Annotated in this window: 14 protein-coding genes; 2 read left to right on the forward strand and 12 right to left on the reverse strand. The window is 71.9% G+C overall.

Annotated elements, in window-relative coordinates; genetic code table 11:
* Positions 1–2: 2 nt before the first annotated feature.
* From rplS to ABT034_RS14480, 6 genes are all read right to left on the reverse strand, one after another.
* Positions 3–353, reverse strand: coding sequence for a 50S ribosomal protein L19 (rplS, locus tag ABT034_RS14455; protein WP_351214877.1), 351 nt, complete (start codon positions 351–353; stop codon positions 3–5).
* A 129-nt stretch (positions 354–482) separates the two neighbouring features.
* The gene (gene trmD, locus ABT034_RS14460) at positions 483–1,304 is read right to left on the reverse strand and encodes a tRNA (guanosine(37)-N1)-methyltransferase TrmD (protein WP_351214879.1); all 822 of its coding nucleotides are present in this window, start codon (positions 1,302–1,304) and stop codon (positions 483–485) included.
* A complete protein-coding gene (gene rimM / locus ABT034_RS14465; RefSeq protein ID WP_351214881.1) occupies positions 1,301–1,858 on the reverse strand; it encodes a ribosome maturation factor RimM in 558 nt (185 codons plus the stop codon). The genes trmD and rimM overlap by 4 nt, the downstream gene beginning before the upstream one ends.
* A 121-nt stretch (positions 1,859–1,979) precedes the next feature.
* The gene (locus tag ABT034_RS14470) at positions 1,980–2,219 is read right to left on the reverse strand and encodes an RNA-binding protein (RefSeq protein ID WP_030206382.1); all 240 of its coding nucleotides are present in this window, start codon (positions 2,217–2,219) and stop codon (positions 1,980–1,982) included.
* A gap of 2 nt (positions 2,220–2,221) precedes the next feature.
* Positions 2,222–2,665 carry a 30S ribosomal protein S16 gene (gene rpsP / locus ABT034_RS14475; protein WP_317602091.1) on the reverse strand — a complete coding sequence of 148 codons (444 nt, stop codon included), beginning with the start codon at positions 2,663–2,665 and terminating at the stop codon, positions 2,222–2,224.
* 155 nt (positions 2,666–2,820) lie between these two features.
* On the reverse strand, positions 2,821–3,414 hold the full coding sequence (locus tag ABT034_RS14480; RefSeq protein WP_351214884.1) for a hypothetical protein: 594 nt from the start codon (positions 3,412–3,414) through the stop codon (positions 2,821–2,823).
* Between the two features lie 375 nt (positions 3,415–3,789).
* On the opposite strand from ABT034_RS14480, the gene ABT034_RS14485 reads away from it, so the two are divergent.
* A complete protein-coding gene (locus tag ABT034_RS14485; RefSeq protein WP_351214885.1) occupies positions 3,790–4,512 on the forward strand; it encodes a class I SAM-dependent methyltransferase in 723 nt (240 codons plus the stop codon).
* A gap of 133 nt (positions 4,513–4,645) precedes the next feature.
* Here the strand turns inward: ABT034_RS14485 and ftsH are convergent, their stop codons facing one another.
* From ftsH to nsdA, 6 genes are all read right to left on the reverse strand, one after another.
* Positions 4,646–6,571, reverse strand: coding sequence for an ATP-dependent zinc metalloprotease FtsH (ftsH, locus tag ABT034_RS14490; RefSeq protein ID WP_351214886.1), 1,926 nt, complete (start codon positions 6,569–6,571; stop codon positions 4,646–4,648).
* Positions 6,572–6,709: 138 nt separating this feature from the next.
* Positions 6,710–8,263, reverse strand: coding sequence for a signal recognition particle protein (gene ffh / locus ABT034_RS14495; protein WP_351214888.1), 1,554 nt, complete (start codon positions 8,261–8,263; stop codon positions 6,710–6,712).
* 120 nt (positions 8,264–8,383) lie between these two features.
* Positions 8,384–10,864 (reverse strand): [protein-PII] uridylyltransferase, encoded by a 2,481-nt coding sequence (locus ABT034_RS14500; RefSeq protein WP_351214890.1) that lies wholly within the window; start codon positions 10,862–10,864, stop codon positions 8,384–8,386.
* A gap of 20 nt (positions 10,865–10,884) precedes the next feature.
* Complete coding sequence (locus ABT034_RS14505; protein ID WP_015036464.1) at positions 10,885–11,223, reverse strand: P-II family nitrogen regulator; 339 nt, start codon at positions 11,221–11,223, stop codon at positions 10,885–10,887.
* Positions 11,220–12,566 (reverse strand): ammonium transporter, encoded by a 1,347-nt coding sequence (locus ABT034_RS14510; protein ID WP_351214892.1) that lies wholly within the window; start codon positions 12,564–12,566, stop codon positions 11,220–11,222. The genes ABT034_RS14505 and ABT034_RS14510 overlap by 4 nt, the downstream gene beginning before the upstream one ends.
* A 330-nt stretch (positions 12,567–12,896) precedes the next feature.
* A complete protein-coding gene (gene nsdA, locus ABT034_RS14515) occupies positions 12,897–14,372 on the reverse strand; it encodes a transcriptional repressor NsdA (protein ID WP_351214894.1) in 1,476 nt (491 codons plus the stop codon).
* Positions 14,373–14,798: 426 nt separating this feature from the next.
* On the opposite strand from nsdA, the gene ABT034_RS14520 reads away from it, so the two are divergent.
* The gene (locus ABT034_RS14520; RefSeq protein ID WP_351214896.1) at positions 14,799–15,452 is read left to right on the forward strand and encodes a bifunctional DNA primase/polymerase; all 654 of its coding nucleotides are present in this window, start codon (positions 14,799–14,801) and stop codon (positions 15,450–15,452) included.
* Positions 15,453–15,533 lie beyond the last annotated feature (81 nt).

Consider the following 15,533-nt stretch of genomic DNA (forward strand, 5'->3'; position numbering starts at 1 on the left):
GCTCAGCGGTCGCGCTTCTCCTTGATCTTGGCAGCCTTGCCGCGCAGCTCACGCAGGTAGTAGAGCTTGGCGCGACGGACGTCACCGCGGGTCACGAGCTCGATCTTCTCGAAGATCGGGCTGTTCACCGGGAAGGTGCGCTCGACGCCGACGGAGAACGAGACCTTGCGGACCGTGAAGGTCTCGCTGACGCCCGAACCCTGGCGGCGGATGACGACACCCTTGAACTGCTGGATACGCGAGCGGCTGCCCTCGATGACGCGCACGTGGACGTTCACGGTGTCGCCGGGACGGAAGGCGGGGAGGTCCGAGCGGATCGCAGCCGCGTTGACCTGGTCGAGCAGGGAGGCCATGGAGGTCTCTTTCCTCGCTGATGCCACAGGTCATCAGCGGTGCGTTCGTAGATGATTCGGAGCGTCGTACGTCTCTGGCGGCGTCGTTCCCCCTGTGGCAGGGGCGCGCGCCGGACGGACGACAGCGGCCTATTGTTCCACGTCGGGGAGCTTGCGCCAAAATCGGCCGCCGGGCTCGGGCGCCCACCCCATCATGGAGAGGATCTCGCGGTCCTTCTTGTCGAAGGCGGCCGGGTCGCAGCGCTCGATGAGATCGGGCCGGTGGGCGGCGGTGCGCCGGAAGGCCTCGTCACGCCGCCAGCGGGCGATCTTGCCGTGGTGCCCGCTGAGCAGGACGTCGGGGATGCCCCGGCCGCGCCACTCGGGGGGCTTGGTGTAGACGGGGCCCTCCAGGAGGTTGGCCATGGCCCCGGGGGCGAAGGAGTCGTCCCGGTGGGACTCGGCGTTGCCGAGGACGCCGGGCAGGAGGCGGGCGACGGCCTCGGTGACGACGAGGACGGCGGCCTCTCCGCCGGCCAGGACGTAGTCGCCGATGGAGACCTCGTAGACCGGCATCCGGGTCGCGTACTCGTCCATGACCCGGCGGTCGATGCCCTCGTAACGGGCGGGCGTGAAGATCAGCCACGGCCGCTCGGAGAGCTCGACGGCCAGCTCCTGGGTGAAGGGGCGGCCGCTGGGGGTGGGGACGACGAGGACCGGGCCGTGGGCGCCGCCCTCGTAGCCGTCGGCGAGCGTCTGGTCGAGCGCGTCGCCCCAGGGGTCGGTCTTCATGACCATGCCGGGGCCGCCGCCGTACGGGGTGTCGTCGACGGTGTTGTGCCGGTCGTAGGTCCACTCGCGCAGGTCGTGGACGTGGACGTCCAGCTGCCCGCGCGCGCGTGCCTTGCCGACCAGGGACACGTTCAGCGGTTCGAGGTACTCGGGGAAGATCGTGACGACGTCGAGCCTCATGCGTCGTCGTCCTGTTCGGCGTCGCGGGAGGAGACGATCTCGGCGCGGTCGTCGATGAGGCCGGGCGGCGGGTCGATGACGGCCCGCTGCTCGTCCAGGTCGATCTCGGTGACGATCTCGGAGACGAACGGGATCATCAGCTCGGTGCCGTCGGGGCACTCGACGATGAAGAGGTCCTGGGACGGCAGGTGCGAGATCTCGGTGATCCGCCCGATCTCGGTGCCGTCGGCGAGGACCACGTCGAGGTCCATCAGCTGATGGTCGTAGTACTCGTCCTCCTCCTCGGGCACCTCCGCGGGGTCGACCTCGGCGATGAGGAGGGTGTTGCGCAGGGCCTCGGCGCCGGTGCGGTCACGGACGCCCTCGAAGCGCAGCAACAGCCGGCCGCTGTGGACCCGGCCGGTCTCGATGGTCAGCGGCCCGGTCGAGGCCGGGTCGGTGAGCAGTACGGCACCGGGGCCGAGCCTGAGCTCGGGCTCGTCCGTCCGCACCTCGACGGTGACCTCGCCCTTGATGCCGTGGGCGCGGCCGATCCGCGCGACTACCAACTGCACTGCTCCACACTCTCCTGTCACACAGCTCGTACGACGACACAAACGACAACGGGCCGGGGCGGGCTCGTAAGCCCTCCCCGGCCCGTGCCGGCACATCATTCAACCGATGTGGCCGACTTGCTCAGCGGACCTGGTCCACGTCGACGAGGTCGACTCGGATCCCACGGCCGCCGATGGCGCCCACGACGGTACGCAGCGCACGCGCGGTGCGGCCGTTGCGGCCGATCACCTTGCCGAGGTCTTCGGGGTGAACCCGGACCTCGAGCACGCGGCCACGGCGCAGGTTGCGCGAGGCGACCTGCACATCGTCGGGGTTGTCGACGATGCCCTTCACGAGGTGCTCGAGAGCCTCCTCGAGCATGCTCAGGCCTCGGTCGACTCGGTCGACGCGGCCTCGGCCTCGTCAGCCTTCTTGTCGGCCTTCTTGGCCTTCTGGGTGATGGCCTCACCCTTGTCGTCGCCGGACTCGAGGGTCTTCGCGAACTCGTCGAACGAGGCGCGCTTCGCCTCCTTCGTCGCCGGGACGAGCAGGGCCTTCTCGGGGGCCGGGAGGCCCTTGGCCTTCTGCCAGTCACCGGTGAGCTTCAGGATGGCGAGAACCGGCTCGGTCGGCTGCGCGCCGACGGACAGCCAGTACTGCGCACGCTCGGAGTCGACCTCGATACGCGACGGGTTGTACGTCGGGTGGTAGAGGCCGATCTCCTCGATCGCGCGACCGTCCCGACGGGTGCGGGAGTCGGCGACGACGATGCGGTAGTGCGGCTGGCGAATCTTGCCGAGGCGCTTGAGCTTGATCTTGACTGCCACTGGAGTGGTGTCTCCTGGTCTTGACGTGGTTGGGCACTTTGAGATGCCACGTGGGGTTGCGGTACTCGGATGCCCGATGGACGCGTCAGCCGGAGGAGAGAGGGGTCCTGTGCGACTGTCGAGTACAGCTAGCCATTGTGCCACACGCCGCCGGCTCAGCTGGCGGCGCCCACCGTCTCCGGAATGCGGAAGGGCTTGCCGCAGCCGCCGCAGACGATCGGGGCCTGGGCGAGCACCGAGGGCACCACGCGCACGTTCCGCCCGCAGTCGCAGACGGCCTTGACGCGCACGCCGCCGCCGGAGGATCCGTGCCGGGCGGCCGGTCCGCGGAAGGAACGCTTGGTGTCGGCCGCCGTGGCGACCGTGTGGGCCTTGAGGGCGCGCTGGAGCCGCTCGATGGTGGGCCGGTAGCGGCGCCTCGCCTCGGGGTTGAGCGTGACCAGGGAGAAGCCGCTGCTCGCGTGCGGCTCCTCGGAGTGGTCGAGGCCCATCTCCTCGGCGATCGCGAGGAATCTGCGGTTGTGGTAGCGGCCGGCCCGGGAGGTGTCGCGGACACCTCGGGCGGCGGCGATGCCGTGGACTGCCTCGTGGAGCAGCCGTTCGAAGGAGAGTTCGGCGCCGCAGGCGGACGAGGACTCTCCGATCAGGGACTCGGGCGCGGCAAGATCGGGCAGCTCGGGGTGGTGCCGCTGAATGTCGGCCCACGCCTGTGCCAGCTCTGCGGCGAGAACAGGTGGTGTCGTGCTCACGTCGGGTACAACGAGCCGGATCCCGTCCGGGTTCCATTCCGGGGCATCCCAAATATTTTGCACGTACCCGTCAGTTGCCGTTGATGCGTCCTGACGCGGGCCAGTGCGCCGATCTGCGGAGAAGCCGCGCAGGGGGCGTCAAGCTGGTGCGTAGTAGCGCATACGCCCCGGCGTGTGGCGGCGGTGCGCGCGCCCCCTCGGGGGCCGGGACGGGCCGGGGAGGATCGCGAGGACACTACCGGGTTGCCGCGCAAGTCGGCGCACCGCCCCTCCCCCGGGTGAATCGGTGCGGTGCGAGCACTGGACGCGGCCCGGGATGCGCAGTTCCCTGGCTACGGGGGGCTGTCGTCCGAGCACGGATTGGGGCACTTTTCCATGACACCTACGCTCGTCCCGCACCACCCCGCGCGTGACTGGGCCGAGATCCAGGAACGGATGCTCGTCCCGCTCTACGAGGCGGTGTACGAGCGCCTCGACGTGGGCGCCGGTTCCCGGGTGCTCGGCCTCGGCTGCGGCTCCGGCCTGGCACTCCTCATGGCGGCCGCGCGGGGCGCCCGGGTGGCCGGCGCGGACCGGGACCACGCGCGCGTGGAGCTGGCGAGGGAGCGGCTGCCGGAGGACGTCACGGTCACGGAGGAGCCCGAGGGTGGCCCGTACGACGTCATCACGGCCTTCCACGCCGCCGACGGGCTCCTTCCCGAACTGAGGGCGCTCACCCGTTCGGCGCAACCGGGCGCGGCCGTCGTGCTCGCCGGGTGGGGGCCGCCGGAGCGGTGCGCCACGGAACCGGTGCTGCGGGTCGCGGCCCGGCTCGCGGACCGCAGCTCGGCTGTCCGGGCGGACCTGGACGGCCTCGTGGCGGCGGCGGGGCTGCGGCCGGCCGGCTCGGGGCGGGTGGCCTGCCCCTTCGGGTACGCGAGCGAGGGCAGCGCGGTACGCGGCCTGCTGTCGACGGGCGTGTTCGACCAGGCGGTCCGGGCGACGGATCCCTCGCAGGTGGCGAAGGAGATCGAGGAGGCCCTCGCCCCGCACGTGCGGGCGGACGGGACGGTCTGGATGCCGAACGTCTTCCGGTACGTGATCGCCCGGGTGCCGTAGGAGCCGACGCGCGGGGGCCGGGGGCGTGGCCCGGCCCCCGCGGCGGGTGCCCCCGCCACCGGACCGTGGCGCGCGAACTCGGCGGGGGCCTGGGGCGTACCCCCGGGTCAGTCCCTGGGGGCGTACCCCCGGATCAGTCCTCCCGCCCCGCGCGCGCGATGCCCGCCGCGCGGTAGGCCTCGGCCTCCTCCAGGGTCTCGTTCTCCAGGAGGGCGGCGGCCAGCGCGTCCAGCTGGTCGCGGTGGGCGCGGAGTTGGCGTACGGCGCTCTCGTAGCACTCCTCGACGATGCGGCGCATCTCCGCGTCGACGGTGTCGAGGGTCGCGGGGGCCGCCGCGAGGCCGTACGCCTGCTGGGCGTCGCCCGGGATGGCGGTGAGGCGGCCGACGAGCTCGCTCATGCCCCAGCGTCCCGCCATGCCGCGGGCGATGTTGGTGACCTGCTCCAGGTCGCTCTCGGCCCCGGTGGTGACGACGCCGAACACCACCTGTTCCGCGGCCATCCCGCCGAGCGCGCCGATGATCCGGCCGCGGAGGTAGTCCTCGGTGTAGGCGTACTTGTCGGAGTCGGGGGTGGAGAGGGTGACGCCGAGGGCCCGGCCGCGCGGCACGATGGTGATCTTGCGGACCGGGTCGGCGCCGGGCTGGAGCATGCCGAGGAGGGCGTGTCCGCTCTCGTGGTACGCGGTCCTGCGCCGCTCCTCCGCGGGCATCACGAGCGGCCGTTCCGCGCCGAGCTGCACCTTCTCCAGGGCGTCGGACAGGTCGGACCGGGTGACGGCCTTCTGCTCGCGCTTCACCGCGAGGAGGGCGGCCTCGTTGGCGAGGTTGGCGAGTTCGGCTCCGGTCATGCCGGGGGTCGTGCGGGCGACGTGCTCCAGGTCGACGTCCTTGGCGAGCGGGATCTCCCGGGTGTGGATCCGGAGGATGGCCTCGCGGCCGCCCCGGTCGGGCGGGTTGACGTGCACGATCCGGTCGAAGCGGCCGGGCCGGGTGAGGGCGGGGTCGAGGACGTCGGGGCGGTTGGTCGCGGCGAGGACGATGACCCCCTCGGAGCCGGTGAAGCCGTCCATCTCGGTGAGGATCTGGTTGAGGGTCTGTTCGCGTTCGTCGTGCCCGCCCATGCCGGCGCCGCCGCCCCGGGCCCGGCCGATGGTGTCGATCTCGTCGATGAAGACGATCGCCGGGGCGACCTTGCGGGCCTCTGCGAACAGTTCCCGTACCCGGGAGGCGCCGACGCCCACGATCATCTCGATGAACCCGGACGCCGACGCCGAGAAGAACGGCACCCCGGCCTCCCCCGCGACGGCGCGGGCGAGCAGCGTCTTCCCGGTGCCGGGCGGCCCCGCGAGGAGTACACCGCGGGGCATCTTGGCGCCCATCGCGCGGTAGGCGTCGGGGTTCTTGAGGAAGTCGACGACGTCGTTGAGTTCGCCCTCGACCTCGTCGATGCCGGCGACGTCGTCGAAGGTGGTGCGCTTGGCCCCGGCCTCCAGCTCGACGGGTTTGGGCGGGGCCTTGCGGCCCAGCATGCCGCCGGCGCCGCCCATCCCGGAGCTCATCCGGCGGGCGATGAAGATCCACAGCACGACGAGCAGCAGCATCGGCGCGAGCGAGATGAGGAGGTTGGCGAGGAAGCTGCGTTCCTGGACGACCGGCTCGGCCGTGACGGTGACGTTCTGCTTGGTCAGCTGCGCCCACAGGTCGTCGTCGGCGAAGGCGGGCCGCTGGGTGACGAACTTGCTGTAGTCGCCCTTGTCACCGTTGGGCAGAGGCTGCTTGTTCTTCAGCTCGCCCTGGATGGCGTCGCCCTTGGAGTAGATCTTGGTGACGTTGCCGGCGGTCACCTGCCTGCTGAACTCGGTGTACGAGATCGTCGGCTCGTCGCCCCGGTTGAAGAACGACAGCACGAGGTTGGCGATCAGGTAGACGATCAGGGCGGCGAGGATGAGCCCTCCCCAGCCGCCCGGCATCTTCCGCTTCGGCGGCGGGGGCGGCGGAGCCCCTTCCGAGCGCCAGGGCTGATCGGTCCGGTCGCGCGGGGGATCGGGGTTGGCCACGTGGCTCTCCTCGGGGCGGCAGTGGCCCCAGTATCGAAGAGCGGGAGGAACCCGGCATCGCGGGCGGCGCGGAGGAGTGAAAAGGGGCCCGAAGCGGTTTCGTACCGCTCCGGGCCCCTGCTCACGCCGTGACCGGTGTCAGCCCATGAACTTCTTGAACTCGTCCGGGAGCTCGAAGTCCTTCGGCGTCTGTCCCGCCGCCGGGAGGCCGAACGCGCCGCCGGCCTGCGCCTGCTCGCGGCGCTCCGCCGCGGCCTGCTCCTCGGCCTTCCGCTTCATCGGGTTGCCGCTCTTGCGCTTGCCCTTGGCCTGCTTGATCTGCTTCTTCTGCCGGCCGGGGCCGCCGCCCATGCCCGGCATCCCCGGCATGCCGGGGAGACCGCCGCCCTGGGCCATCCGGGACATCATCTTGCGGGCCTCGAAGAACCGCTCGACCAGGCCCTTGACGGCGCTGACCTCGACGCCGGAGCCCTTGGCGATACGGGCGCGGCGGGAGCCGTTGATGATGGTCGGGTCGTGCCGCTCACCCGGGGTCATCGACTTGATGATGGCCGCCGTACGGTCGACGTCCTTCTCGTCGATGTTGGCGATCTGCTCCTTCATCTGGCCCATGCCGGGGAGCATCCCGAGCAGCTTCGAGATGGAGCCCATCTTGCGGACCTGCTCCATCTGCGCCAGGAAGTCGTCGAGCGTGAACTCCTGGCCCTTCTTCGAGGCGAGCTTCGAGGCCATCTTGGCGGCCTCTTCCTCGTCGAAGGTCTGCTGGGCCTTCTCGATGAGGGAGAGCATGTCGCCCATGCCGAGGATGCGGGACGCCATGCGGTCCGGGTGGAACGCGTCGAACTCGTCCAGCTTCTCGCCGTTGGAGGCGAACATGATCTGCTTGCCGGTGACGTGCGCGATGGAGAGCGCGGCACCACCGCGGGCGTCGCCGTCGAGCTTGGAGAGCACGACGCCGTCGAAGCCGACGCCGTCGCGGAAGGCCTCGGCGGTGTTGACCGCGTCCTGACCGATCATGGCGTCGACGACGAAGAGGACCTCGTCGGGGCTGACGGCGTCGCGGATGTCCGCGGCCTGCTGCATCAGCTCCTGGTCGATGCCGAGGCGGCCGGCGGTGTCGACGATGACGACGTCGTACATCTTGGTCCGCGCGTGCTCGATCGAGTCCTTCGCGACCTGGACCGGGTCACCGACGCCGTTGCCCGGCTGCGGGCCGTAGAAGGCGACGCCCGCGCGGTCGGCGACGACGCCGAGCTGGGTGACGGCGTTGGGGCGCTGGAGGTCGCAGGCGACGAGCAGCGGGGAGTGGCCCTGGCCCTTGAGCCAGAGGCCGAGCTTTCCGGCGAGGGTGGTCTTACCGGCGCCCTGGAGACCGGCGAGCATGATCACGGTCGGCGCGGTCTTGGCGAACCGCAGGCGCCGGGTCTCGCCACCGAGGATGGAGACGAGCTCCTCGTTGACGATCTTGATGACCTGCTGGGCCGGGTTCAGGGCCTGGGAGACCTCGACGCCGGTGGCGCGCTCCTTGACCTGCTTGATGAAGGACCGGACGACCGGCAGGGCGACATCCGCTTCGAGCAGCGCGATACGGATCTCGCGGGCGGTGGCGTCGATGTCCGCCTCGGACAGACGGCCCTTGCCGCGGAGGTTCTTGAAGGTCGCTGCAAGGCGGTCGGAGAGGGTATCGAACACGGCGGTCGCGGATCCTCAGGTGTCGGGGGCGGTCGGATTGCCCTCCAGGGTATCGGGCCGCTCGAAGTGTGTGCCCCCGCCTGCCGGATCCGGCGCGCGGGGGCGGGTCGGGGCGGGGGGTCAGCGGAGCGCCGACTCCAGGGTCCGGGCCAGGTCGATCGCCTCTTCGTCGGGGAGGAGGGTGCCGTCGGGCCGGGTCACGTACAGGGTGTCGACCGCGTTCGCGCCCAGGGTGGACACGTGCGCGCTGCGGACGCGGACCGCCGCTCCCTCCAGGGCGCGGCCGATGCGGTGGAGCAGGCCGGGGGCGTCCTGGGCGCGGACCTCGATGACGGTGGCGAGGCGGGAGTCGGCCGCGGCGACGGTGACGCGGGGCGGCGGGGCGGTGAGGCCGCGGCGGCGCGGGTAGGCGGCCTCGCGTTCGGCGAGGCGGGCGGGGATGTCGAGGGAGCCGTCGAGGGCGCGGACGAGGTCGGCGCGGAGCCGGTGGGCCTGGGGCAGCGAGCCGTACTCGGCGGCGACGCGCCAGTCGAGGACGAGGACGGAGCCGGCGCCGAGTCCGGTGGGAAGTTCGATGGCCCGCAGGTCGGCGGCGCGGACGGTCAGCCGGTGGAGGGCGAGGACGCCGGCGACGGCGGGCAGGACGCCGGGCTGGTCGGGCAGGGCGATGACGAGTTCGACGCCGATGGGCTCGGGCTCCTCGGGGTCGAGGGGTTCCTCGGCGGTCTCTTCGGCGGTCACTTCGGCGGTCCGGCTGGTGTGGAGCGCGAGGACGGGTTCGCCGGTGCGCAGCGCCTCGATGGCGAGCCGTTCCTGTTCGGCGCTGGGGGCGGCGGCCTCGGGGTCGGGCGGGGTCTCGCCCGCGAGGACGCCCGCGACCCGTTTGACCAGGTCGGCGACGAGGGAGGCGCGCCAGGACGACCAGGCAGCGGGCCCGGTGGCGAGCGCGTCGGCCTCGGTGAGGGCGTGCAGCAGCTCCAGGGTGCCGAGGGTGCCGACGGCGGTGGCGACGGAGCGGACGGTGGCGGGGTCGTCGAGGTCGCGCCGGGTGGCGGTCTCGACGAGGAGCAGGTGGTGGCGGACGGCGGTGGCGATGATGCCGGTGTCGGCGCGGTCGAAGCCGATGCGGGTGGCGAGGTCGCGGGCGATGGTCTCGCCGGCGACGGAGTGGTCGCCGGGCCAGCCCTTGCCGATGTCGTGGAGGAGGGCGGCCACGAGGAGGAGGTCGGGGCGGCGGACGCGGCGGGTGAGCGAGGAGGCCCGTACGGCGGTCTCGACGAGGTGGCGGTCGACGGTCCAGGTGTGGACGGGGTTGCGCTGGGGCCGGCAGCGGACGCGTTCCCAGTCGGGGAGCAGCTGGGTGATGAGCCCTTCGGCCTCCAGGGCCTCCCAGACGGGCACGGTGGCCTCGCCGGCGCCGAGCAGCGTGACGAGTTCCTCGCGGGCCTCGGCGGGCCAGGGCACGGGCAGGGGCTTGGCGGTGGCCGCGAGGCGGCGTACGGCGTGCAGGGAGATCGGCAGGGCGGACTGGGCGGCCGCGGCGGCGGCCCGCAGGGGCAGCACGGGGTCGCGCTCGGGCCGGGCGGTGCGGGCGAGGACGACCTCGCCGTCCATCTCGACGACGCCTTCGGCGAGCGGGGTGCGTTCGACGGGCGGTTTCGCGACGCCGGTACGGCCGGTCAGGAGGGCCCGGAGCCGGGGCCGGGCGGAGCGGGCCTTGAGGACGCGGTTGACCTCGCGCCAGGTGACGTCGGTGGCGTACGAGATGGTCCGAGCGGCCTCGTACACCTCGCGGAGCAGGGTGTCGGCGTCGAGGAGGCCGAGTTCGGCGGCGACGGCGTCCTGCTCCTGGAGGGCGAGCCGGTCGGTGGCGCGGCCGGTGGTGAGGTGGAGGGCGTCGCGGGCGTCGAGGAGGCGGCGGCGGGCGGCGTCGAGGCCTTCGCGGGGGGCGTCGGCGAGCCAGGAGGCGGCGACGGCGCGGAGGACCTGGGCGTCGCGGAGCCCGCCCCTGGCCTCCTTGAGGTCGGGTTCGAGGAGGAACTGGAGCTCGCCCATGCGTTCGGCGCGTTCCCGGCAGAGCGCGTCGAGTTCGGGGAGGCGCTTGGGGGCCTGGTTGCGCCAGTCCGCGAGGATCGTGGTGCGCAGGGCGGCGACGAGCCCGTGGTCTCCGGCGAGGGGCCGGGCGTCGAGGAGTCCGAGGTGGACCTTGAGGTCCTCGCTCGCGGTGGCGCGGGCTTCGGCGGGGGTGCGGACGGAGTGGTCGAGGGCGAGCCCGAGGTCCCAGACGGGGTACCAGATCCGGTCGGCGAGGGCGGCGACCGCGGCCTTGTCGGCGCTGCCGTCGTGGAGCAGGAGGAGGTCGAGGTCGCTGCGCGGGGAGAGCTCGGCGCGGCCGTAGCCGCCGACGGCGACGAGGGCGACGCCCCGGGGCGGGGCGGCGGCGGAGAAGAGTCCGGCCAGCCAGTCGTCGGTGAGCCGGGCGAGGGCGGTACGGCGCGGCGGCCCGGACCGCTCCTTCTCGTGGAGGAGGAGCAGCCGGGCCGCCGCGTAACCGCCGGGTCCCGCGTCTTCGGTCTCTTCGCTGACTTCGAGGCTCGTCACCCGGCGGCTCCTTCGTGTGCTTACAGTGCGTCCGGACCGCGCTCGCCGGTGCGGACCCGTACGGCGGTCTCGACCGGCACGCTCCACACCTTGCCGTCACCGATCTTGCCGGTTCGGGCGGCCTTGACGACGACGTCGATGAGCTGTTCGGCGTCCTCGTCCTCGACGAGGACCTCGATGCGGATCTTGGGGACCAGGTCGACGGTGTACTCGGCGCCCCGGTAGACCTCGGTGTGGCCGCGCTGGCGGCCGTAGCCGCTGGCCTCGGTGACCGTGAGGCCGTGGACGCCGAACGCCTGGAGGGCCTCCTTGATCTCGTCGAGCCGGTGCGGCTTCACGACCGCGGTGATGAGCTTCATGCGTCCACCTTCTTGTTCTCCGTGACAACCGGGGCGGGGGCGGCGGTGGAGCGCGAGGACGCGCCGCCGCCGGCTCCGCTGAAGTCGTACGCGGTCTCGGCGTGCTCGACCTGGTCGATGCCGGAGACCTCGTCGTCCTCGCTGACCCGCATCCCCATCGTCTTGTCGATGATCAGGGCGAGGACCGCGGAGGCGATCAGAGAGTAGGCGAGGACCGCGAAGACACCGATCGCCTGCTTGCCGAGCTGGTCGAGGCCGCCGCCGTAGAAGAGGCCCTTGGCGTCGGACTGGACGCCGCCGGTGGCGAAGAAGCCGACGAGGAGGGAGCCGATGACACCGCCGACGAGGTGGACGCCGATGACGTCGAGGGAGTCGTCGTAGCCGAACTTGTACTTGAGGCCGACGGCCATGGCGCAGACGACGCCGGCGATGGCGCCGACGGCGATCGCGCCGAGCGGGCTGACGGAGCCGCCGGCCGGGGTGATGGCGACGAGGCCGGCGACCGCGCCGGAGGCGGCGCCGAGGGTGGTGAAGGAGCCGTGGCGGACCTTCTCGTACGCGAGCCAGGCGAGCATGGCGGCGGCGGTGGCGACCTGGGTGTTGACGAACATCACGGCGCCGACGCCGTCGTCGTTGCCGAGCCAGGAGCCGGCGTTGAAGCCGAACCAGCCGAACCAGAGGAGTCCGGCGCCCAGCATCACCAGCGGGAGGCTGTGCGGGCGCATCGGGTCCTTCTTGAAGCCGACGCGCTTGCCGATGACGAGGATCACGCCGAGGGCGGCGGCGCCGGCGTTGATGTGGACCGCCGTACCGCCGGCGAAGTCGATGACACCCATCTCGAAGAGCCAGCCGCCCGCGCCCCAGACCCAGTGGGCGACGGGGAAGTAGACGACGGTGACCCAGAGGGTGATGAAGAGGGCCCAGGCGGTGAACTTGACGCGGTCGGCGAGGGCGCCGCTGATCAGGGCCGGGGTGAGGATGGCGAACATCAGCTGGAAGACGGCGAAGACGTACACCGGGATGGTGTAGCCGTCCCACAGTTCGGTGACGCCGATGCCGCTGAGGCCGACGTACTCGGAGGACCAGCCGACGATCGAGCCGATGTCGGTGCCGAAGGCCATGCTGAAGCCGAAGAGCACCCACAGGATCGTGACGATCCCCAGGCTGATGAAGCTCATCATCAGCATGTTGAGGGTGGATTTGACGCGGACCATGCCTCCGTAGAAGAAGGCGAGTGCCGGGGTCATCAGCATGACCAGGGCGGAGCAGATGAGCATGAACCCGGTGTTGGCGGCGGACAGCTCGGGGGCGTCTGCTGCCAGGGTCGTGATGGCTGGTGCCATCGGCGTCTCCTCGTCGTCGGTACGGCCGTGCGGGGCGGGGCCGGAGAGAGCGGCCGGCCGTGAGGGTGGCCGGTTATGGGCCAGAGATTCGCGCAGCGCGGTTTCCGCCGATGCCGCTCGATGTTTCGGAGCGGTGACGAAGGGGTGGGGCGTGTTACGTGACCGTGAACGGCCGGATCACGGCGAGGTGACGCCCGTACGCTCCGGGCGACAGGCAGAACCGGCCGCGTCGGCGTCCGTGTGACCTGGCGGCGGGGGAGCCGAGTCGGGCAGTACGGGACGTCCGGCGCGGCCGGGGTCTCTGCGGGCCCGGGCAGCCGGGCCGGGGGGTCAGACCGCTTCGGCGGCCTCGGGCAGCAGCTGGGTGAGCCGGTCGGTGAGCTGGACGACCTCGGCGACGTCGCTGTAGTTGCGGGCGGCGTGGTCGACGGTCTTGCGGAGCCGGGTGTTGACCCGCTCGGAGCGGATGCTGCGGGCGACCCCGAGGGCCTTCTCCGCCAGGACGACGGACTGCTCGGGCTCCCGCTTGAGGAGGTGCACGGTGGCCATGCCGATGAGGTTGAGCGCGTACGACCGCTGGTGGTCGGGGTCCTTCTCGAAGAGCTCGACGGCCCGCTCCATGACGGGCTCGGCGAGCGAGGCGTACGTCGGGGAGCGCCCGGCGACGTAGGCGAGGTCGCGGTAGGAGTGGGAGTTCTCGCCGTTGAGCTCGGCCTCGGAGAAGAAGCCGATCCAGTCGGGCTCGGGCTCGCCGTCGAGGCCGACGTCCGCGAAGGTGTCCTCGGCCATCCGGACGGCCCGCTTGCACTTGGAGGGCTGGCCCATGTTGGCGTAGGCGCGGGCCTCCATCGCATACAGCATGGCCTGGGTGCGCGCGGTGGCGCAGTCTCGACTGCCGTACTGGGCGAGGTGGATGAGTTCGAGGGCGTCGTCGGGCCGGCCGAGGTGGATCATCTGGCGGCTCATCGAGGACAGGATGTACGAGCCGAGGGGCTTGTCGCCGGCTTCCTTGGCGGCGTGCAGGGCGAGCACGAAGTACTTCTGCGCGGTGGGCTGGAGGCCCACGTCGTAGCTCATCCAGCCGGCGAGTTCGGCGAGTTCGGCGGCGCAGGTGAAGAGGCGCTTGGCGGTGGCGGCCGGCTGGTGCTCCTGGAGGAGGTCGGTGACCTCGTGGAGTTGGCCGACGACGGCCTTGCGGCGCAGTCCGCCGCCGCACTGGGCGTCCCACTTGCGGAACATGGCGGTGGTGGACTCCAGGAGGTCGAGTTCGATCTCGGAGAGCCGGTTGGGGCGGCGGGCGTCGGCGGCGGTGTCGGGCCGCTGGTTGTCGCCGACGGGGGTGGGGACGAGCCAGCGCTGCATCGGTTCGATGAGGGCGGGGCCCGCGGCGAGCGACAGGGAGGAGCCGAGGAAGCCCCGGCGGGCGAGCATGAGGTCGCTGCGGGAGAACTCGCTGAGCAGGGCGACGGTCTGCGGCCCGGCCCAGGGCAGGTCGACGCCCGACACGGAGGGCGACTGGTGCGCGGCGCGCAGGCCGAGGTCCTCGACGGCGACGACGGAGCCGAAGCGCTCGGAGAACAGCTCGGAGAGGATGCGCGGGATGGGCTCGCGCGGCTGCTCGCCGTCGAGCCAGCGGCGCACCCGCGAGGTGTCGGTGGAGATGTGGTGCGCGCCCATCTGGCGCGCCCTGCGGTTCACCTGCCGCGCCAGTTCGCCCTTCGACCAGCCGCTGCGCACGAACCACGAGCCCAGCTGCTCGTTCGGGCGCTTGCCGGCAGTCGTACCGTCTGCGCCGTTGCCGCCCACTGGAACGCCCCCATCCACCTGATTGTCTGTCCTGCGAACCCCTATCAGAATGCCGCCTCTTGCGGCACCCGTCCGGCGTTCGCACTCCTTCGAACTGGAAACCTGGTTGCCTCCGGCATACCCGCGTGCGCATGCGGTCCCAGGTTTCGAGTACCGAAAGTAATCCTACGATCACCGCTCCACGAGGGCGTTTCAAGAAACGCCACCATTCGCCACCCCTTCGAATGAACTCGCCGCCCGTGGAACGCGATTCACTTGACATGCGACGAACCGGAGTCGGCGCACGGATGCGCGGAGAGGCGCGCGCACCGGCCCGCACCACCCCACGAGCGACCGCGCGCCAATCGGTGGCGACGGACCGTGACGAGAGGTGACGACGGCGCTCCGGGTCGTAACCACCGGCGCGCTCGACCCGTTGGAGGGGACATGGGTTTCACGATCGGCGGCATTCGTGAGATGCGGTCCGGCGCACGCCGCCGCGTACGCACCACGGAGTGCACAGCGGTGGCCGAGTACACGGGACTGTGGGGCTGGGACGTGGTCCCCGGCGCGCGGGCCGCCTCCGGCCAGTGCTCCTGCGGGGATCCGGCGTGCACGGCCCCGGGCGCTCACCCCCTCTCCTTCGCGGAGCCGGTCCCCGCGGGAGCCGGTCTCGACGACGCGGCCAAGGCATGGTCGGAGTACCCGGGCGCGGCCCTGATGCTGCCGGTGGGCAAGGCCTTCGACGTGATCGAGGTCGCGGAGGCGGCGGGTCGGCGGGCGCTCGTACGGCTCGAGCGCATGGGGCTGCCGCTGGGCCCGGTGTGCGCGACGCCGACCGGGCGGGCGCGGTTCTTCGTGGCGCCGGGCGCCGCGGCGGAGCTGCCGCAGCTGCTGTACCGGATGGGCTGGGACGACGCCGATCTTGACCTGCACTGCCTGGGGCCCGGGAGCCACATCACCGCTCCCCCGTCGGACCTGGGCGGGCTCGGTCCGGTGCGCTGGCTGCGGCCCCCGACGCTCGACACGGCGGGCGCGCCCCCGCAGGCCCGGCTGCTGCTGGGCACTCTGGCGTACATCTGCCACCGCACCCATTTCTGAGGCACACCGCACGCACTTCTGAGGCATACGCCGAGGGCCCCCGCCGGTATACGGCGGGGGCCCTCACGCGTGCGCGTGGAC

It is taken from the genome of Streptomyces sp. NPDC002773 (assembly GCF_040295605.1).
Lineage (GTDB): Bacteria > Actinomycetota > Actinomycetes > Streptomycetales > Streptomycetaceae > Streptomyces.

Excerpts from the sequence above, each read along its gene's own strand:
- ABT034_RS14505 (WP_015036464.1), bottom strand. The coding sequence starts at position 11,223 with ATGAAGCTCATCACCGCGGTCGTGAAGCCGCACCGGCTCGACGAGATC.
- trmD (WP_351214879.1), bottom strand. The coding sequence starts at position 1,304 with ATGAGGCTCGACGTCGTCACGATCTTCCCCGAGTACCTCGAACCGCTG.
- ABT034_RS14470 (WP_030206382.1), bottom strand. The coding sequence starts at position 2,219 with ATGCTCGAGGAGGCTCTCGAGCACCTCGTGAAGGGCATCGTCGACAAC.
- ABT034_RS14520 (WP_351214896.1), top strand. The coding sequence starts at position 14,799 with ATGGGTTTCACGATCGGCGGCATTCGTGAGATGCGGTCCGGCGCACGC.
- ABT034_RS14510 (WP_351214892.1), bottom strand. The coding sequence starts at position 12,566 with ATGGCACCAGCCATCACGACCCTGGCAGCAGACGCCCCCGAGCTGTCC.
- ABT034_RS14485 (WP_351214885.1), top strand. The coding sequence starts at position 3,790 with ATGACACCTACGCTCGTCCCGCACCACCCCGCGCGTGACTGGGCCGAG.
- rplS (WP_351214877.1), bottom strand. The coding sequence starts at position 353 with ATGGCCTCCCTGCTCGACCAGGTCAACGCGGCTGCGATCCGCTCGGAC.